18 protein-coding genes are annotated in these 18883 nt (G+C 33.6%); 10 read left to right on the top strand and 8 right to left on the bottom strand.

The annotated features are described in order from the left end of the window. Window positions 1–8 precede the first annotated feature (8 nt). Complete coding sequence (rsfS, locus tag ACXGQW_RS01240; RefSeq protein WP_457823293.1) at window positions 9–374, bottom strand: ribosome silencing factor; 366 nt, start codon at window positions 372–374, stop codon at window positions 9–11. Window positions 375–450: 76 nt separating this feature from the next. Here rsfS and ACXGQW_RS01235 point away from each other — a divergent pair, with 76 nt between their 5' ends. Continuing rightward, window positions 451–1191 carry a biotin--[acetyl-CoA-carboxylase] ligase gene (locus ACXGQW_RS01235; RefSeq protein ID WP_457823292.1) on the top strand — a complete coding sequence of 247 codons (741 nt, stop codon included), beginning with the start codon at window positions 451–453 and terminating at the stop codon, window positions 1189–1191. Here the strand turns inward: ACXGQW_RS01235 and ACXGQW_RS01230 are convergent. Together ACXGQW_RS01230 and pyrE are read right to left on the bottom strand one after the other, a co-directional pair. Next, the gene (locus ACXGQW_RS01230; protein ID WP_457823291.1) at window positions 1188–1577 is read right to left on the bottom strand and encodes an SRPBCC family protein; all 390 of its coding nucleotides are present in this window, start codon (window positions 1575–1577) and stop codon (window positions 1188–1190) included. The two genes, ACXGQW_RS01235 and ACXGQW_RS01230, sit on opposite strands and share 4 nt — an antisense overlap. Window positions 1578–1651: 74 nt before the next feature. Continuing rightward, on the bottom strand, window positions 1652–2302 hold the full coding sequence (gene pyrE, locus ACXGQW_RS01225; RefSeq protein WP_457823290.1) for an orotate phosphoribosyltransferase: 651 nt from the start codon (window positions 2300–2302) through the stop codon (window positions 1652–1654). A 7-nt stretch (window positions 2303–2309) separates the two neighbouring features. Between pyrE and ACXGQW_RS01220 the strand changes: the two genes are divergently transcribed. The 4 genes from ACXGQW_RS01220 (at window position 2310) to ACXGQW_RS01205 (ending at window position 7881) form a co-directional block, all read left to right on the top strand. Further along, complete coding sequence (locus ACXGQW_RS01220; RefSeq protein ID WP_457823289.1) at window positions 2310–2906, top strand: NUDIX hydrolase; 597 nt, start codon at window positions 2310–2312, stop codon at window positions 2904–2906. A gap of 55 nt (window positions 2907–2961) precedes the next feature. Continuing rightward, on the top strand, window positions 2962–4899 hold the full coding sequence (locus tag ACXGQW_RS01215; protein ID WP_457823288.1) for a cytochrome c biogenesis protein CcdA: 1938 nt from the start codon (window positions 2962–2964) through the stop codon (window positions 4897–4899). A gap of 217 nt (window positions 4900–5116) precedes the next feature. Then, a complete protein-coding gene (gene rpsA / locus ACXGQW_RS01210; RefSeq protein ID WP_457823287.1) occupies window positions 5117–6907 on the top strand; it encodes a 30S ribosomal protein S1 in 1791 nt (596 codons plus the stop codon). A 119-nt stretch (window positions 6908–7026) separates the two neighbouring features. Further along, window positions 7027–7881 carry an N-acetylglucosamine kinase gene (locus ACXGQW_RS01205; RefSeq protein ID WP_457823286.1) on the top strand — a complete coding sequence of 285 codons (855 nt, stop codon included), beginning with the start codon at window positions 7027–7029 and terminating at the stop codon, window positions 7879–7881. A 41-nt stretch (window positions 7882–7922) separates the two neighbouring features. On the opposite strand, the gene ACXGQW_RS01200 is transcribed toward ACXGQW_RS01205, so the two are convergent. The 5 genes from ACXGQW_RS01200 to ACXGQW_RS01180 form a co-directional block, all read right to left on the bottom strand. Continuing rightward, the gene (locus tag ACXGQW_RS01200) at window positions 7923–8621 is read right to left on the bottom strand and encodes a hypothetical protein (protein ID WP_457823285.1); all 699 of its coding nucleotides are present in this window, start codon (window positions 8619–8621) and stop codon (window positions 7923–7925) included. 154 nt (window positions 8622–8775) lie between these two features. Continuing rightward, window positions 8776–9225, bottom strand: coding sequence for a ferritin-like domain-containing protein (locus tag ACXGQW_RS01195; RefSeq protein WP_457823284.1), 450 nt, complete (start codon window positions 9223–9225; stop codon window positions 8776–8778). Window positions 9226–9369: 144 nt separating this feature from the next. After that, window positions 9370–10629: a UDP-N-acetylmuramoyl-tripeptide--D-alanyl-D-alanine ligase gene (locus tag ACXGQW_RS01190; RefSeq protein WP_457823283.1), complete on the bottom strand. Its 1260-nt coding sequence runs from the start codon at window positions 10627–10629 to the stop codon at window positions 9370–9372. A 3-nt stretch (window positions 10630–10632) separates the two neighbouring features. Further along, on the bottom strand, window positions 10633–11340 hold the full coding sequence (locus tag ACXGQW_RS01185) for a 16S rRNA (uracil(1498)-N(3))-methyltransferase (RefSeq protein ID WP_457823282.1): 708 nt from the start codon (window positions 11338–11340) through the stop codon (window positions 10633–10635). 17 nt (window positions 11341–11357) lie between these two features. Beyond that, window positions 11358–12428: a hypothetical protein gene (locus ACXGQW_RS01180; RefSeq protein ID WP_457823281.1), complete on the bottom strand. Its 1071-nt coding sequence runs from the start codon at window positions 12426–12428 to the stop codon at window positions 11358–11360. 99 nt (window positions 12429–12527) lie between these two features. On the opposite strand from ACXGQW_RS01180, the gene ACXGQW_RS01175 reads away from it, so the two are divergent. From ACXGQW_RS01175 to ACXGQW_RS01155, 5 genes are all read left to right on the top strand, one after another. Then, window positions 12528–12785: a DUF4834 domain-containing protein gene (locus ACXGQW_RS01175; protein ID WP_457823280.1), complete on the top strand. Its 258-nt coding sequence runs from the start codon at window positions 12528–12530 to the stop codon at window positions 12783–12785. Window positions 12786–12799: 14 nt separating this feature from the next. Continuing rightward, window positions 12800–15217: a YfhO family protein gene (locus ACXGQW_RS01170; protein WP_457823279.1), complete on the top strand. Its 2418-nt coding sequence runs from the start codon at window positions 12800–12802 to the stop codon at window positions 15215–15217. Window positions 15218–15332: 115 nt separating this feature from the next. After that, entirely contained in the window at window positions 15333–16421 is a 1089-nt protein-coding gene (gene wecB / locus ACXGQW_RS01165) for a non-hydrolyzing UDP-N-acetylglucosamine 2-epimerase (RefSeq protein ID WP_457823278.1), read from the top strand. Then, on the top strand, window positions 16418–17629 hold the full coding sequence (locus tag ACXGQW_RS01160) for a glycosyltransferase (protein WP_457823277.1): 1212 nt from the start codon (window positions 16418–16420) through the stop codon (window positions 17627–17629). The genes wecB and ACXGQW_RS01160 overlap by 4 nt, the downstream gene beginning before the upstream one ends. A 3-nt stretch (window positions 17630–17632) precedes the next feature. Continuing rightward, entirely contained in the window at window positions 17633–18883 is a 1251-nt protein-coding gene (locus ACXGQW_RS01155; RefSeq protein ID WP_457823276.1) for a glycosyltransferase family 4 protein, read from the top strand.

Genomic DNA, 18883 nt, shown 5'->3' with positions numbered 1-18883 from the left:
TTTTTACTTTATGAAGAAATTTTTGTGATTTTGGCATCACCCCAAAGGCCCTCTACATCGTATAATTCTCTAGTAGGCTTTTGAAAAACGTGTACCACTACATTGATGTAGTCTATTAAAATCCAATTAGCTTGGCTTTCTCCTTCTACGTGAAAAGGTTTTTCTTGTGCTTGTTTACCCACAAATTTTTGAATAGATCCAGAGATAGCGCTAACGTGTGTGTTGGAGTTCCCAGAACAAACCACAAAGTAGTCACAAATTGTATTGTCAATTTCTCTCAAATCAATCAATTGTATATCTTCACCCTTTAATTCGTCAATCCCCTTGATTACGGTTGCAATTAACTGATCTGTACTTACGTGTTTTTTAGACATTAAAAAATCTTTAGTTTTGTAGCAAAGTTATCGATTTTCAAACGATTCTTAATGCTAATATAATTATAATTTATAGGTGAACTTAATCAAACTTAATGCCATCGACTCTACAAGCCTTTTTTTAAAGGAATTGGCAAAAAATAACGAGTTAGAAAATTTTACAACAGTGGTTGCCGATGTACAATCTGACGGTGTTGGACAGATGAATACAAAGTGGCATTCTGCAGATGGTAAAAATTTATTATTCACCACTTACGTGTGTTTAAAGGAGTTGGATATAAAATATCAACCTTTGATCAGTTTTTTAGTTGCTACCAAATTAGCAGAAGTCTTAAAAGTATATTTAAATAATCACACTAAAATACAAGTAAAGTGGCCTAACGACATAATGTCATACAACGACAAGCTAGCGGGCATATTGGTAGAAAATGTGATTAAAAATGGGAGAGTGGCATCTACTTTTATAGGAATAGGTTTAAATGTCAATCAGCTTAGTTTTCCAAGTTTTTTATCGAATGTAACTTCTATGTCACTCATTACAGGATTAGATTATTCTAAAGAAGTATTGTTAGAAGCAATTTTGAACGAGTTTGAAAGCGTCGTAAACAAGGAGTATATTTTAAGCCATCAAGAACAAATTAAAAAAGATTATATGGCAAACCTGTACAAACTAAAAACTCCTTCTATGTTTAGAGACCAAGATGAAGAAGTTTTTATGGGTAAAATTATAGATGTTACTCCTAGCGGCTTATTGAAAGTCGAAAAAGAGGATGAGTTGATTTATGATTATGCTGTGAAAGAAATTACTTTTCTTTAGATTCTTTTTAAGTTTTCGCTTAGTGTATTGATAAAATTAGTCAAAGGCTTTTTTACCATCATAGCCATCATAGGGTTAAATTTGCCGTCAAAAAAAAGTTGTGCTTTAGTATTGTTTTCGGCTACTGCTTTTAAAACAAAGGTCAGGCTAAAATCTAATTTTCCAGATGCTGCTCCAAAAACAATAGTTTCGTGTGGTGTTGTCTCTTTTAAAAGCAGTCTTATTTCTGGCATTCCAGACAAGGCAAACAAAAATGAATCTTTATCAGCTTCAAACTTTTCGATGTTATCAGGCATCATAGATTCAAAATTTTGTAAATCACTTAAATAATTGAAAACAGACACTGAAGATTTTTGAATATGTACAATCGGAGTTTCAAGTTTCATAAATTGTTATTTTTTCTAAGAAAGCAAAAAGCATCTTAAAATTAAGATGCTTGGTATTGCGGTGTAATTGTTTTTTAGTCTTCTTCGTTAGTCCACTGGTCAGGAGCTTTTCTCCAAGTTTGTACCAATGCCAACTCAGTAGGGGTAATGTAGTTGTCTTTTACAGCTTGTTCTAGCAAAATTTTGTAGTTGCTTAACGTTGTCAAATCTATATTAGCTTTTTCAAAATTTTCATCAGCAACGGGAAATCCATAAGTAAAAATAGCCATCATTCCTTTTACATTTACGTCCGCTTCTTTTAGAGCTTCTACTGCCTGTAAACTACTTTTACCAGTACTGATTAAATCCTCTACCACCACTACGTTAGAGCCTTTTTCTAGGTAGCCCTCAATTTGGTTTTTTCTTCCGTGTTTTTTGGGTTCTGGCCTAACGTAAACAAAAGGTACTCCCAGTTCTTGAGCAATAAGTACACCAATGGCAATTGCACCAGTAGCAACTCCTGCAATTACGTCTGGCTTACCGTACTTATCTTCAATAGCTTTGGCCATATTAATTCTTAAAAAATTTCTTATGGCAGGGTAAGAAAGCGTTATTCTATTGTCGCAGTATATTGGCGATTTCCAACCAGATGCCCATGTAAAAGGATCGTTAGGTTGTAGTTTAATAGCTTTAATTTTTAAAAGCTGCTCTGCGGTATTATTTGCTGTATCTTTGTCAAAAATCATGAGGCAAATGTATAAAGTTTTTATTAATGAAATTCCTGTTTTTTTTACTGATAACGATACCGTTTTAGACGGGTTTAAAACGATAAAATATCAGGAACTAGATTTTCATTTTTTTGTTAGTGAGATTCAAGAGAATCCTTCGGTAAAAATAAATGTTATTTGTGAGAATTTGCCTAATGATTGGTTAAGTTTTTTAGAAAACTTTGAGGTTAGAGAAGCCGCGGGTGGGGTAGTGCAAAACAAATCAGGTAGTTATCTATGGATTCACAGGTTTGGTAAATGGGATTTACCCAAAGGACACATAGAAAAAGGAGAGTCAAAGGAATTGGCAGCGATGAGAGAGGTTGAAGAGGAGTGTAATGTGAGCGGCTTAGTGATTGATAAACCATTACCAACTACTTATCATGTGTTCTTTCATCAAGAAAAAAATATAATGAAAGTTACTTATTGGTTTAAAATGTACACCCATCAGCAAAATCAAGAATTAATCCCTCAAGAGGAAGAAGGAATTACTGAGGTTTATTACAAAACCAAAGAAGAATCGTTAAAATGCTTGTCTAATACTTATAAAAATATAAAATTATTATTACTTCCTATTTTATAAGTTTGTTGTGTAAATAAAAGAAAAATATATCGTCTTACATTTAAATTTACTTTTTATGAAACTAAGAACAGCATGGTTCAAATGCCTTTTGATATTCACATTTTTTACGACTTCTGCACAAGTCTTTAATCCTGTAACTTGGACAACTTCTGTTGAGCAAAATAAAGAAGGAGAGATTGTATTGGTGTCTGTAGCTCACATTGAACAGGGTTGGCATTTATACGCGCAAGATATCAAAGAAGGAGGTCCTATTCCTACTACGTTCTATTACCCTAAAGAACTAAAATTAGATGGAGCTACTTTAGAAGAAGAGGGGGAAGTTGTAAATGACCCTACGTTTGAAATGGAACTCAAGTATTTTGAGGAGAAGGCTAGATTTGAACAAAAAATAATATTGAATTCAGCAGAGAATGAAATAAAGGCATCGGTAGAGTATATGGTGTGTAACGATGAAATGTGTTTACCCCCTAAAGAGGTAGATTTAATTTACGATGTCTCTTCTGTAAAAAGAGTAGATTCTAGTACAAAAGAACAAAATGAAGTTGTGAGCAAAGTGGATAAGAACAACAAAAAACAAAGTTACTGGATGTTGTTTTTACTAAGTTTTTTAGCAGGGCTTTCAGCATTGTTTACCCCATGTGTGTTCCCTATGATTCCAATGACAGTAAGCTTTTTTACCAAACAAAGTAAAAATAAAGTAGTTGGTATAAGAAATGCAATTATTTATGGAGTTAGTATTATTGTTATTTACGTATTGCTGGGGTCATTAGTGGTAGGAGCTTTTGGAGCAGATTCTTTAAATAAATTATCTACCAGCGTGGTTTTTAATATTGCGTTTTTTGTGATTTTAGTCTTTTTTGCCTTGTCTTTTTTAGGAGCATACGAATTGGTGTTGCCAAGTTCTTGGGGAACTAAATTGGATGAAAAAGCAGATAGAGGAGGGCTTGTAGGAATCTTTTTTATGGCCTTGGCCTTGGCTGTAGTTTCGTTTTCTTGTACGGGTCCCATTGTAGGTACAGCACTGGTAGAGTCCGCAGCACACGGAGGCATTGCACCTATTATTTCTATGTTAGGGTTTTCTTTGGCAATTGCCTTACCGTTTACCATGTTCGCTATTTTCCCAGGCTGGATGAATTCTTTACCAAAATCAGGAGGATGGCTAAACACGGTAAAAGTAGTATTAGGCTTTTTAGAACTGGCCCTAGCATTCAAATTTTTGTCGAATGCTGATTTGGTGATGCAAGCACATTGGTTAGAAAGAGAAGTTTTTATTGCTATATGGATTGTTCTATTTTTAATGTTAGGACTCTATTTACTAGGAAAAATAAGATTACCTCACGATTATCAAGCAGTTGAACAATTATCTGTAACCAGACTTGTGCTGGCCATGATAAGTTTTGTGTTCGTTGTTTATTTGATTCCAGGATTGTTCGGGTCCCCCGTTAAATTGGTTGGAGCCTTTGTACCTCCTTTAGAGTATAGTGAATCTATCACAAGATTCAATGATAGAGATTTAAATAATCGACTAAAAGAGTTGCCAGAAGGGGCACATCTCTTAGAGCCATATAACATTTTAGCGTTTAATGACTACGAAAAGGGATTGGCTCATGCAAAAAAAGTAAACAAACCAGCTTTGTTAGATTTTACAGGTTATGCCTGCGTGAATTGTAGAAAAATGGAGCAAAACGTGTGGGCGGATGCTAAGGTGTTAAAGCTGTTGCAAAGTGATGTGGTACTAATTTCTTTACACGTAGACGATAGACAGCAATTTGAAGAACAAGAAATTTCTAAGCGTACAGGTAAACCTTACAAGTACAAAGGACAAAAGTGGTCTGAGTTGCAAGAAGTAAAGTACAAAACCAATGCACAGCCATTTTATGTAATCACCGATGCTATGGGGAATGATTTAAACAGTCCTATAGGTTATAATCCTAACGTTAGCGAATATTTAAGCTGGTTGACGGAAGGGATAAATCAGTTTGAAAACAAGTAAACTAACAAATTCTATAAAGGAGGCGGTTAGGGTTACATTGTAGCGTCTAAAAAATGAATTAGTGGATTTTTTACTAAAATAAAAATTGTATATTTGCAATCCTTTTTAGCGAGCTAGGTTTATATAAAAAGGAAAACAAATCATATTTATAACATCTTTAGCAATATTCACTCGCATTATAACTGACTATTAGTTAAATACAAATTTATTTAGACACATGTCTGAAGAAAACACAAACGCAGTTGAAGCGCAAGAGCAAGAAACTGTACAAGTAGACCCACAACAATTTTTAGCAGATTTTAACTGGCATAAATACGAAGAAGGTATTGATGAGGTTGATGAGGCTCAATTAAAAGAGTTTGATGCTGCATTAGAAGGAACTGTAGGTTTTGTTAATGAGCGTGATGTAATAGAAGGAACAGTTGTTCGTATTACAGACCGTGATGCGATCATCGATATTAACTCTAAATCAGAAGGAGTTATTTCTTTAAACGAATTCCGCTACAATCCTAACTTAGCTGTTGGAGATACTGTAGAGGTTTTAGTTGATAGAAGAGAAGATCACTCAGGACAATTAGTATTGTCTCACAAAAAAGCAAGAGTAATCAAAGCTTGGGATAGAGTTATTGCTGCTCAAGAATCTGGTGAAGTAGTTAACGGATACGTTAAGTGTAGAACTAGAGGAGGTATGATTGTTGATGTTTTTGGAATTGAAGCATTTTTACCAGGATCTCAAATTGATGTGAAGCCAATTAGAGATTACGATCAGTATGTAGACAAGACAATGGAATTCAAAGTGGTCAAAATCAACCATGAATTTAAAAACGTTGTTGTATCTCACAAAGCGCTTATCGAGGCTGATATCGAAGTTCAGAAGAGAGAAATTATCTCTGGATTGGAAAAAGGTCAGGTATTAGAAGGTATCGTGAAAAACGTTACTTCTTACGGTGTATTCGTAGATTTAGGAGGAGTAGATGGTTTAATTCACATTACAGACTTATCTTGGTCTAGAATCAATCACCCATCTGAGGTAGTTGAATTAGATCAAAAATTAAACGTTGTAATTTTAGACTTTGATGACAAGAAAACTAGAATCCAATTAGGATTAAAGCAATTGTCTCAACATCCTTGGGATGCTTTAAATGCTGACTTATCTGTTGGTGATAAAGTAAAAGGAAAAGTTGTTGTTTTAGCTGACTACGGTGCGTTTATCGAAGTTGCTGAAGGAGTTGAAGGATTAATTCACGTTTCTGAAATGTCTTGGTCTACACACTTGCGTTCTGCACAAGATTTTGTAAAAGTAGGAGATGAGGTTGATGCTCAAATCTTAACTTTAGACAGAGAAGAGCGTAAAATGTCATTAGGTATTAAGCAATTACACCCAGATCCATGGGCTGATATTACTTCTAAATATCCTGTAGGTTCTACACATAACGGAGTGGTTCGTAACTACACTAACTTTGGTGTGTTTGTTGAACTAGAAGAAGGAATTGATGGTTTGGTATACATTTCTGACCTATCTTGGACTAAGAAAATTAAGCACCCATCAGACTTTGTGGCTGTAGGAGATAAATTAGATGTTCAAGTATTAGAATTAGATACTGAAAACAGAAAATTAAACTTAGGACACAAACAAACTCAAGATAACCCTTGGGATGCTCACGAAGCTACTTTCGCTTTAAATACTGATCACGAAGGAACAGTAAAAGAGAAAACTGATAAAGGAGCTGTAGTAGAATTCGCTGGAGGTGTTGAGGCATTTGTACCAGGACGTTTATTAGAAAAAGAAGACGGTTCTAAAATTGGAAAAGGAGATACTGCAATTTTTAAAGTAATTGAGTTCTCTAAAGAATTTAGAAGAATTGTTGCTTCTCACACAGCTACTTTTAAAGAAGCTGAAGCTAAGAACATTAAAGCTCAGGCTAAAAAAGTTGAATCTGCAGAAAAATCTACTTTTGGAGATATCGCTGGATTGGCTGACTTGAAGAAAAAAATGGAAGGGAAATAAATCGTCCTCTATTTTATAAATATAAAAGCTGTTTTGATTCGTCAAAACAGCTTTTTTTTATGGGGTCTTTGTATATTTACTTTTGCTACTACGCTAGTTAAGAATTAAAATAAAAGATTATGATATTAATTGCTGATGGCGGTTCCACCAAAGTTGATTGGTTTGCCTTAAACTCAGACAAGACAGATAAATACAAAACAAAAACAGAAGGTTTAAACCCTGCTATTGTTGACGAAGATATTTTAAAGGAAAGAATTTTAGGGAATATAAATTTACACGAATCTAGAGAAGAAGTAACCCGTGTTTTTTTCTACGGAGCCGGGTGTGGAACTCCTAAAGCTATCGCTACTCTAAAAAAAGTTTTTCAGGAAATTTTTGTAAATGCTGATATTGTAGTAGCTGAAGATATGTTGGGAGCCGTATATGCTGCATCGGAGGCAGAGCCAGCCATTGTGTGTATTTTGGGTACAGGTTCTAATAGTTGTTATTTCGATGGTAAAAACATTCACAACTGTACTACTTCCTTGGGTTGGGCTATTATGGATGAGGCAAGTGGGAATTACTTTGGGAAAAAACTAATCAGGGATTATTATTATAAAATTATGCCAGATGAAATCAGAGTTAGGTTTCAAGAAAAGCATAATATGGAAGACGATTACATCAAAAGTGAATTGTACAAGGGTGATGCTCCCAATACATTTTTGGCTACCCACGCTGCTTTTATGTTCGACTTTAAAGAACATATTTATATTAGTACTATGATAGAAGAAGGGGTAGACGAGTTTTTTAGGTACAGAATTTTACCTTATCAAAAGGGAAAGGAAACACCTGTCTATTTTATTGGTTCGATTGCTTATTTTTTTGCTGATATTGTAGCTAAGGTTGCTAATAAATACAACCTACAGTTCGCAGGTTCCATACAAAGACCTATTGATAATATGATTGCCTATCATAAAAAGCACTTGATAAAATAAATTACAAAGAGGATACTTGATTGAGTATCCTCTTTTTTTAATTAACGTCTTCTTCGATTTTTATTTTTCTCGTTGTAAGTTGTCGAGTAGAACTTCTTAGATCGATTGTTATTCCTATCGTTATTGTACTCTTTTCTGGTTATTCTACGTTTGCCACTATTATAATTATCGTACTTTCTGTACTTAATACTGGGTCTGTTGTAAACATAAGATTTAGAAATAATTCGCTTGGGTTGATATAAGTGGTGATGAATGGTAGGTCTTTGATAACTATTATAGACAGGTTTGTAATAGTGATTTACACTATTTATATAACCAGAGCAAGTGTATTGATTGCCGTAATTTTGATAATTAATATATAAGCCCCCTATAGCGCATAAGTAACCGTATCGATTGTAATCAATACTGATGTTTCCTATTTGAATTACTCTCCCAAATCCGTCGTAAAAAATATTCGTTCGGTTGATAGCTGTGACGTCTCCGTATCTGTTTCTTTGGACATACGGAGTGTAATTGCATCCTGAATTAAAACTGATATTGAGGTTTCGAGCTCTAGAATAAACCTGAGAAGATGAATTATTAAGTATATTAAAATCAAATTCGCCATTTTTAAAAACAGCGTATTCTACACCTTTTTCAACAAATACAAAAGGTTGTTCGTACTTGGAGTTTTGGTTTGCAGCATACAAACTCGTAAAAGTGAAAAAGGAAAAAAGGCAAAGTGTGAATATTTTCTTCATAATGTCTAAATTTAAATGAATACTTGTTTCTGTGTTCTTTGAAACCTAACATGAGTTAGATTCCAAAGAACATGCCACAAATTGCTAACCTATACGCACAAAAAAAGCTAGTTACCTTTTGGGTAACTAGCTTTTTTTTAAAACAGATAAAATATTATTTAATATCCTCTAACGTTTTAATAGTTTTTAATCCTTCTTCTATCTTCATCATTTGACTTTTTAAAATCTCTTTGATAGAAGGTGGTGTATCAGTATCGTAAATTACATCTTTGTAATCATCAATAGCTTTCTTTTCTCCAGTAATAGATTCTTCTAACATCGCTTCTGCATTGTCATCAGTAAAGTAAGCCTTTAAGTCCATCCAAGCTCTGTGAGTAGCTCCTAAGGTACTAGAATCGGAATCGAAACTTTCTCCCATTCGAGTAATTTCATTTTCTATTTCGCTTGCAAACAATCTTCTCTGAGAAGCTTTGGTCTTAAAATAAGTTTTAAGTCCAATATGTTTTGTCTTATCACTTGCTTTTTCGAATCCTAAGATTGAATCGTGTGTTCTTGTTAGTAATCCTTGTAAATTTTCTGTAATTGTTTCTTGTGCTGTTTTCATTTGTATAAATATTTTTAGATTGATACTTTTTTGATGTGTATCGGTTTAAACATCGTTGTATAATACAAACTTACAGAGATAAAGCACTTAAGATTAACTCTTTTGATATGAATATGAACTTATATGAAATGAGGCTCAAAAACTTTAAATAAGCTCTAAAACTCTTTCTAAAGCCATCCCTCTAGAACCTTTAATTAAAATAGTTGAACGATTACATTTTATATTTCCATCTTTTTGTAAATCTTCAAAAGACAAATAGAAAGTAGCTCCATTTTGCTTGTGTTCATAAAAATGTTGACCCACGAAAACAACCGTGTTAAAATTACAGCTTAAGGCTTTAGATACTATTTGGGCATGCTCCTTATGAGTTGCCTCTCCAAGTTCAAACATATCTCCAAGAATCACTACTTTTTTTTCGTCTGATAGAGAGTTTAAGTTGTCGATTGCGGCTTCCATACTAGTTGGATTCGCGTTATAAGCATCCAATATAATTTGATTGCTGTTTTTTTCTATAATTTGCGATCTATTGTTCGTAGGAATATAGCTTTCTATTGCTTTTTTAATGTTACGATCATCGATGTTAAAATAGTCTCCAATTTTGATGGCAGCAATAATGTTGTTGTAATTGTATTTGCCAATTAAATTACTTTGAATTACGCTGTTGTTATATGCTATTTGCACACAAGGTGTAAGCTCCAAAAGCGGAGTTTCGTGAGGGTCTATCCAAATGCAATTGCACAGGTCAGCTTGCTCTACCATTCTTTGTTCTTGTAGGTTTACAAAAGCTTTTCCCTCAGAGTTTGCTATATAATCATACATTTCAGATTTTCCTTGAACAATACCCTCTTCAGAACCAAAGCCTTCTAAATGTGCTTTTCCAAAATTGGTAATATACCCAAAATTAGGAGCGGCTATAAAACACAAATGTTGAATTTCTTTTAAGTGATTGGCCCCCATTTCCACAATACCCATTTCGGTGTCTTTGGTCATGCTAAGTAGCGTTAAAGGAACTCCAATATGATTGTTTAAGTTTCCCAAAGTAGCAGAAACTTTATACTGGGTTGATAGAATTTCTCTAATTAACTCTTTAGTGGTTGTTTTACCATTGCTTCCTGTTAAGGCAATAGTAGGAATGGCTAAATACTCTCTATGGTAGTGTGCTAGTTGTTGTAGTTTTTCTAATACATCATCTACTAGTATTGTTCTGTCATCAATATAAAATTCACTTTCATCTATCACTACGTAAGAAGCTCCTTTTTCCAAAGCTTGTTTGGCAAAAGTATTAGCGTTAAATTTCTCTCCTTTGAGTGCAAAAAAGATAGCTTCTTTGTTAATTTTCCTTGTATCTGTAGTAAAGTTTTGTTTTTGCTGTATAAACAGTTTGTGTAAATCTTGTGTTTTCATAAACTACTGTAATAAGGTCATTAACGATGCTATGTAAACTCCGGCCGTTTCCGTTCTAAGTCTGTTGTGTCCCAGCGTAACGGGTATAAAGTTTTGGTGAATTGCGTTCTCTATTTCTTTAGGAGTAAAATCTCCTTCAGGCCCAACAAGAACTAGAATGTCATTTTTGGGTTGGGCAATATGTTGTAAGTATTTTTTATTGTTTTCATCCTCACAATGTGCGATGAATTTTTGATTTGCGTGTTGATTTTTTAAAAAAGTATCGAAACTAATAGGTTCGTTAAACACAGGTAAATAACACTGTAAAGATTGCTTAACAGCAGATTGAATAATTTTTTTCATCCTATCTGTTTTAATCACCTTCCTTTCGGAGTTTTTGCAAATGATGGGTGTTATTTCATCAACACCAATCTCAACTGCTTTTTCTAAAAACCACTCGTATCTATCATTTAATTTGGTAGGAGCAATAGCGATATGCAATTTAAAAGGTCGGGTACTTTTTTTATGTTCGACGTTGGTAATCTTAACATTGCATTTTTTTTCATTAGCAATAGTAATTTCTGTGGTAAAAAAATAACCACGACCATTGGTAATATAAACAGTATCACCTTCTTTTCGTCTTAATACCTTAATAAGATGTCTACTCTCTTCCTTGTCAAAAGTATAGGCAACATCTTCTACATGAATGTCTTCACTGATAGATAGAATCATACGATGTGCTAAAGAATTTAGTAGCTTAACAAAGCATCATCTACTTCTTCTTTTTTCTTTTTAAGTTTTTCTTCTCTCTTTTTTCTTTTAGCCTCGGCTTTCTCAGCTCTTTTTCTAGCTCTCTCTTGTTTTTTAGTATCTACAATTTCATCTAAAAAAGCCTCTTTCTTAAATTCTTTTTCAGCGGGCTGTTCAGGTTTTGAGATTTCCGCTTCGTCATCATCATCTTTTTTACCTTTCACATCAATCCATTTATCCTTGTGTCTATCAATTCGGTAAGTAGCATGAATTCCAAACTCTGAACCTCTAAGTTCTCCAAAGTTGTAGTTAAAGTTTGCAGCAACCGCTAAATTTCTGTTGATTAAAAAAGGAATTCCAGTACCTACACTGTAATATTTAAAACTATCAGCGTTAGATGGGCTTAGTTGATGTAGCTTAAATTCAGTATAAGGGTTAAATCTTCTGAAAAGAACGTAAGACCCCGATAAAGAATATACAAATTCAGGTAAGTCACTACCAATAAACTTATATTCAAATTGATTGTTTACTCTCAGTTTTTTAGATACATGATTTTGAGTAATGATGGCAGTAGAAAAGCTACTTCCGCTATTCCCAAAACTGCTATTGGTGAGTGGTGTGTTAAAATGAGCGCTTACAGCTACTGTAGGAATTAATCCGTTGGTTAAAAAAGAATGTCTTTTTTTCCAACTCCTGGTCATCTCAACAGTTTCTTTAGGTCTATAGTCGAAAACCATATATTTTAGTCCCACAGCTAGCACTTCAGTACCCGTATCATTGATACCACCAATTTCGCTAGACCTAAATTCGTGTACTAAAGAAGCTTCCAATTGTTCCTTCCAAAAACCGTATCTAAAGTTGAACTCATTACCAAAAGACTTAGTAGTGGTTCGGTTTTGTTCATTATTTTCTACATATGCTTTGTTTTCGAACTGAAAAACATTGGTACCAACAGCATAGGGAGTTTCGGTATTTCCAGGCTTGCTAGCATTAATTACATTGGTGTATTGTGCATTACTCAAAGACGTAAACAACAAACAACCACAGAGAAGACTAAATATTCTATTCATAATTTAAAATAAAAATACAGTTGTAAATATAATATTTTAAAATGGGCAAGGTAGGTTCGTTTTCAAATTATTATTTTTGAAGGATTAAAGAAAGGATAAATGGAAGAAGCAAGCATTTTAGGTTTTTTAAGAACCCTACTGATTATTTTAGCGATCTACTATATTGTAAAGTTTTTTGTGAAGTATATTGCTCCAGTTTTATTGGTAAATTACGTTCAGAAAAAAACAGGGCAACAGTACACTAAAACAAAACCCAATCAAAAAGAGGGAACTACTACGATTGACAAGAAACCAAAGGATAAAAACGTTATAAAAGACAATGTTGGTGAGTATGTTGATTATGAAGAAGTAGATTAACCAAGAAAAATAACATGTTGAAAAACAATTTTCAGTACAAACAGCTAGCTGTTTATATAGGCGTATTAATAGCCTTTTGTGCGGTAGCACTTATTTATTTTAAACCAGTTTTAAGAGGCGACAAAATATTCCAAAGTGATATTGCTCAATTTAGAGGAATGTCTAAAGAGTTAAAAGATTTTAGAGAAAAAAACGGGAAAGAAGCTTTCTGGACAGATGCTGCTTTTGGTGGAATGCCGTCTTATCAATTAAGCACCTACTATCCTCATGATTATATCAAAAAATTAGATAGTGTGATCCGGTTTATACCTAGACCAGCAGATTATTTGTTTTTATATTTTGTTGGTTTTTTTGTGCTTCTTACCGTACTTAAGTTCGATTGGAAATTGGCTCTAATCGGTTCCCTAGCTTTTGGATTTTCCACCTATTTTGTAATTATTTTAGGAGTAGGGCACAACGCAAAGGCACATGCTATAGGTTATATTCCTTTAGTTCTGTCGGGTGTTTTATTGCTTTTTCAAAGAAGGTTTTTGTTGGGTTTTATACTAACAGCTGTTGCAACAGGTTTGGAGCTTAATGCAAGCCATCCTCAAATGACTTACTATATGTTGTTTCTGTTTTTGTTTGTAGGAGCGTTTTACGCAGCAGATGCCATAAAAAACAATAAAGTAAAAGAAATTATCAAGCCTATTTCTTTTGTGATTTTGGCGATGGTAGTAGGGGTATTGATTAATGCGCAAAGTCTGTTGGCAACTAAAGAGTACGCATCTAATAGTACTAGAAGCAAATCAGAATTAACAATAAATCCTAATGGAAGCCCCAAAGAAATTACTTCGGGTTTATCTAAAGACTACATTACAGAGTATAGTTATGGAATTTTAGAAACCTTAAATTTGATGGTGCCTAGATTTACTGGGGGGGGCAATAGTGAGCCCTTGAGAGAGGATTCTAATACCTATCAATTTTTATCCTCTAAGATAGGACCCAAACAAGCGGCTAATTTCGCTAATAACGCACCAACCTACTGGGGGGATCAACCTATTGTCGCTGCACCAGCTTACATAGGTGTTGTTTTTGTTTTGTTATTTTTTATTGGATGCTTTTTGGTTAATGGATGGATGAAAAAGGGATTGATAGCAGCTACTATTTTTTCTATTTTGATGAGTTGGGGGAAGAATTTTGGACTTCTCACCGATTTTTTTATTGATTATATTCCATTATACAACAAATTTAGAGCCGTATCTTCCATTCAAATTATTGCAGAAATTACCATTCCTTTGCTAGGAATGTTGGCTTTGAAAGAGTTGTTTTCTGATGAAGTATCTAAAAAAACAAAATTAGAAGCTATCAAAAAGGGTGCGAGTATCGTAGGAGGATTACTAGTGGTTTTTGTGTTTGTAGGTGGTTTTGTATATTCTTTTGGTGGAGTAAACGATGCTTACTACAATCAACAACTACCTGGCTTTTCAGGAGCATTACAAGCAGATAGAAAAGCCATTTTACTTGCTGATGGAATTAGGTCTGTTATTTTAATCTTAATAGTTTTAGGAGTTGTTTGGGCTGTAGTTCAACAGAAAATCAAAAAGCAATATGGGATTTTAGTAATAGGTTTGGTACTGTTATTTGATACGGTGAGCGTGGCAAGACGATATGTAAATGACGAAGATTTTTTACCTGCTTATAAAGTTGAAAAGCCTTTTAGCAAATCAACTGTAGATAAACAGATTTTACAAGATAAAGGACATTACAGAGTTGTGAATTTAGCGAGTTCTTTTATGAATGATGGTGCTACGTCTTATTATCACAAGTCTATAGGAGGCTATCACGCTGCCAAATTAAGAAGATATCAAGAATTGGTAGATTTTCATATTGCTAAAAATAACATGGAGGTATTTAACATGTTACATACCAAATATTTTATTGTACCTACAGAAAAAGGGGGGAAGCAAGTACAGCAAAATCCAGAAGCAAATGGAAATGCTTGGTTTGTGAATCATATTATAAAAGTTAACAATGCCAACGAAGAAATTTTAGCATTGGCAGATTTTAATTCCAAAACTGATGTTGTCATCAATACCAACGAGTTTACAGTCCAAAACATTTCTAAAGATACAGATGCTCGAGTGGCTTTAAAGTCTTATCAAGCAAATCAATTGACTTATGAGTACACAGCTGCAAAACCGCAATTGGTAGTGTTTTCCGAAATATACTATCAACCAGGGTGGAATGCCTACGTAGACGGAAAATTTACAGACCATATCCGAGCTAACTATGTATTAAGAGCAATGAATGTTCCTGCAGGAAATCATGTTATAGAATTTAAATTTGAGCCAGAGGTTATACAAAAAGGAAGTGTAATCAGTCTCATAGGTTATGGCTTGCTACTACTCTTAGAATTCGGCGTTTATTTAATGGAAAAGCGTAAGAAATAAAGTCAAAACACGAATCAATTTTTCCAAAAAGAACATTATTAAAAACAAACTTTGTCAACCACCACAATGGGGTTGAAACTGAGATAATTTGATTCATACTCCTAGAAACACACCAATGAGAAAAAAGATATTAATTGTAGTAGGTACAAGACCCAACTTTGTTAAAATTACACAGTTTAAAAAACAAGCATTGCATCAAAATATAGACTTGAGGATTGTACACACGGGTCAGCATTACGATGAAAAGATGTCTGACATCTTCTTAAAACAGTTTGGAATTGAAATCGATTATTTCTTAAGTATCAGTGGGAAAACACCCAATACACTCATAGGAGAAATTATCTTAAAATTAGAAGAGGTAATTCATCAATTTAAGCCAGATATGATATTATCTGTGGGAGACGTAAACTCAACATTGGCAGCTTCTCTAACAGCCAATAAATTAGGAGTGAAACTAGGACATGTAGAAAGTGGACTTAGAAGTCTTGACAGAGAAATGCCTGAAGAAATTAATAGAATTTTGGTGGATGAAATCTCGGATATTTGCTTTGTTACGGAAGAAAGTGGTGTAGAAAATTTGAAAAAAATAGGTAAAAAAGATCATCAAATAGCGTGGGTCGGAAACACGATGATAGATACTTTAGTTCATTTTAAGAATGAAATTGAAGCCTCTATGGTGTTGGATGAATTTGCGTTTGAAAAATATGTACTGGTTACTATGCACAGGCCAAGAAATGTTGATTCAGAAAAGAGTTTACAAAAGCTGGTCAGTTTGTTAAAAGAACTTACCAAAACGATTCAAGTTGTATTTACGTTGCATCCTAGAACGGAAAAAAATTTGCATAACTGTGGACTGCTATCTATACTAGAGAACATGGAAAATTTAAACGTTATACCTCCCCAAAACTATTTTGCTTTTCAAAAATTAGTCAAATATGCTTTTTGCATCATTACAGACAGCGGTGGAATTCAAGAAGAAACTACTTTTCAAAAAATTCCCTGTATTACACTCAGAAACAATACGGAAAGACCTATTACAATCACAAAGGGAACGAATCAATTGATGTCTTTTGATAATGAAAAAATCCTATCACACTTGAAAACTATTAGTGAGGGTCATTTTAAAAAAGGAGAAATACCTTATTTATGGGGTGGAAATGCAACAAGTAGAATTTTATCTGCATGTAAAGAATTTTTAGGATGAAATACGTAGCAATGGTAGTAGATGCTCCTTATCCAAATGATATAAGAGTAAGGAAAGAAGCTGAATCGTTGGTACAAGACGGTTTAAAAGTAGTTGTCGTTTGTCCTAGAAAAAAAGGGGATTTTGTAGAAGAGGAAGTTAACGGAGTTTTAATTCACAGAATCGGTAAAAATTATACCCATACAAAAAAAGGATTACACGATATATTCGAAAGTTTTTTTGACATTAATTTGTTGTTCTATTTTGGAATTAAAAAAGTTCTAAAAAGGTATGAGGTGGATTTTTTACATATCCACGATTTGCCTTTAGCAAGCACGGGTTACAAATTCAAGAATAAAGTAAAAAAGCTTATTTTGGATATGCACGAAAATTATCCAGAGGCCTTAAAAACTTGGTTTGCATGGAAAAAGAATCCAATCATAAAAATCAAAAATTGGATTTTTATGAATCCTATTTTATGGTCGCGTAAAGAAAAAAAATACTGTGAGAAATATGATGTTATCGTATGTGTAGTAGAGGAAATGAAGCAAAAATTGATGAGTAACTTTAAGATATCTTCAAAAAAAATGATGGTCATCTCTAACTACGAGAAAAAAGAATTTGCTAGTAATTTTTCAAGTACAATTTCTCAAAATATTATTACGGATAAAGATTTTTCTATTACTTACGTTGGAGGTTTTGGTCCTCATAGAGGTTTGGATGTCGCTATCAAAGCGATGCCTGTAATCGTTAATAAAATACCCAATGCGACTCTTTTTTTAGTAGGTAAGGGAAGCGTTAGCGTTGAGCAAAAGCTAAAAGAGTTAGTTATTGAGTATAAGGTAGAGAAAAACATAAAGTTTATAGGGTACAGACCTTTTCAGGAGGTGTCTACCATCATGCAAAAATCAAACATCAACATTATTCCACATAAATCTAATGGGCATACCGATAACACGATTCCTCACAAATTATTTCAAATTATGATGAGTAATAGTTTATTATTGGTAAGTTCTTGCAAGCCCTTAAAAAGAATTGTTGAAAAGTACGATTGCGGAATTGTTTTTAAAGCTGATGATGTTAAAGATTTTGCTGATAAGACAATCATGATTTTTGACAAGGGTAATTCATTAAACTACAAAAAAGAAAATGCCCTTGATGCAGTAATGAATCAAGGAGAGAATTGGGAAAAGGAAAGTTTAAAATTAAAACAAGTATATCATTTATAAACTTTGAAAGTACTAATCATTACATATTATTGGCCACCAGCAGGAGGGTCTGGAGTGCAACGTTGGTTAAAGTTTGTAAAATATTTACAAGATTTTGGAATTACTCCTGTGGTGTATACAGTTGAAAATCCAGATTACCCTATTTTGGATGAAACGTTACAAAACGAAATTCCAGAGGGAGTAGAAATTATAAAGCAACCTATCTGGGAACCCTATCAATTAGCATCAATATTTACAAAAAAGAAAAAGGTAAAAACAAGTGCTGGTTTTTTAGGAGCTCAAAAAAGTCTAGCTTCAAAAATAGCATCTTATGTAAGAGCAAATTGTTTTATTCCAGATGCTAGAATGTTTTGGATTAGACCTTCGGTAAAGTTTTTAACAAAATACCTATCAGAGCATAAAATTGACGCTATCATATCTACAGGGCCTCCACATACTACACATATGATTGGTTTGGGGATAAAAAACAAACTGAATATGAAGTGGATTGCAGATTTTAGGGATCCGTGGACTGAGATTGATTATTTTCATCAGTTACCACTAACAAAAAAAGCAATTAGAAAACATCAAAATTTAGAAAAAGAAGTTTTACAACAGGCTGATGAAGTGCTTGTTGTGGGAGATACCATGAAAAAAGCATATGATTCATTTTCTAATCATGTACATGTGATCACTAATGGTTTTGATGGAGCCATAAACAATCATCCAACTTCTTTAGATAGGGATTTTACTATTACCCACATCGGTATGTTAAATGCCGATAGAAATCCTATTGCTTTATGGAGAGCCATTAGCGAATTAAAATTGAAATGGACTATTCAATTAATAGGAAAAGTGGCCGATGAAGTTAAGCAAAGCATTAACGCTTATGGATTATCTCATCAAATAAAATATATTGACTACTTACCTCATGACGAGGTCCGTCAATATCAAAAAAAATCGCAAGTATTATTATTAGCAGTAAATAATGTACCTAGTGCTAAAGGAATTGTTACAGGTAAAATATTTGAATATTTACAGGCTAAAAGACCTGTCTTAGCGATTGCTCCTGTAGACGGAGATTTGGCAGTGATTTTAGAAAAATCTAAAGCGGGTTTTGTTGTTGATTTTAATGAGGTGGAAAAATTAAAAGAAATACTTGTAGATTTACATCAACAATACAAACAAGGCACGTTGATGGTGAGTTCTGTTGGAGTAGCGCAGTATCATAGAAAAGCATTAACAGCACAGCTAGCAAAAATTATTAAAAAGTAG

It is taken from the genome of Wenyingzhuangia sp. IMCC45533 (genome assembly GCF_054111225.1).
The sequence above is the reverse complement of the archived record's forward strand: the minus strand, read 5'-3'. Positions and strand labels throughout refer to the sequence as shown.

Excerpts from the sequence above, each read along its gene's own strand:
- rsfS (WP_457823293.1), bottom strand. The coding sequence starts at position 374 with ATGTCTAAAAAACACGTAAGTACAGATCAGTTAATTGCAACCGTAATC.
- ACXGQW_RS01230 (WP_457823291.1), bottom strand. The coding sequence starts at position 1,577 with ATGAAACTTGAAACTCCGATTGTACATATTCAAAAATCTTCAGTGTCT.
- pyrE (WP_457823290.1), bottom strand. The coding sequence starts at position 2,302 with ATGATTTTTGACAAAGATACAGCAAATAATACCGCAGAGCAGCTTTTA.
- ACXGQW_RS01220 (WP_457823289.1), top strand. The coding sequence starts at position 2,310 with ATGTATAAAGTTTTTATTAATGAAATTCCTGTTTTTTTTACTGATAAC.
- ACXGQW_RS01215 (WP_457823288.1), top strand. The coding sequence starts at position 2,962 with ATGAAACTAAGAACAGCATGGTTCAAATGCCTTTTGATATTCACATTT.
- rpsA (WP_457823287.1), top strand. The coding sequence starts at position 5,117 with ATGTCTGAAGAAAACACAAACGCAGTTGAAGCGCAAGAGCAAGAAACT.
- ACXGQW_RS01205 (WP_457823286.1), top strand. The coding sequence starts at position 7,027 with ATGATATTAATTGCTGATGGCGGTTCCACCAAAGTTGATTGGTTTGCC.
- ACXGQW_RS01200 (WP_457823285.1), bottom strand. The coding sequence starts at position 8,621 with ATGAAGAAAATATTCACACTTTGCCTTTTTTCCTTTTTCACTTTTACG.
- ACXGQW_RS01195 (WP_457823284.1), bottom strand. The coding sequence starts at position 9,225 with ATGAAAACAGCACAAGAAACAATTACAGAAAATTTACAAGGATTACTA.
- ACXGQW_RS01190 (WP_457823283.1), bottom strand. The coding sequence starts at position 10,629 with ATGAAAACACAAGATTTACACAAACTGTTTATACAGCAAAAACAAAAC.
- ACXGQW_RS01185 (WP_457823282.1), bottom strand. The coding sequence starts at position 11,340 with ATGATTCTATCTATCAGTGAAGACATTCATGTAGAAGATGTTGCCTAT.
- ACXGQW_RS01180 (WP_457823281.1), bottom strand. The coding sequence starts at position 12,428 with ATGAATAGAATATTTAGTCTTCTCTGTGGTTGTTTGTTGTTTACGTCT.
- ACXGQW_RS01175 (WP_457823280.1), top strand. The coding sequence starts at position 12,528 with ATGGAAGAAGCAAGCATTTTAGGTTTTTTAAGAACCCTACTGATTATT.
- ACXGQW_RS01170 (WP_457823279.1), top strand. The coding sequence starts at position 12,800 with ATGTTGAAAAACAATTTTCAGTACAAACAGCTAGCTGTTTATATAGGC.
- wecB (WP_457823278.1), top strand. The coding sequence starts at position 15,333 with ATGAGAAAAAAGATATTAATTGTAGTAGGTACAAGACCCAACTTTGTT.
- ACXGQW_RS01160 (WP_457823277.1), top strand. The coding sequence starts at position 16,418 with ATGAAATACGTAGCAATGGTAGTAGATGCTCCTTATCCAAATGATATA.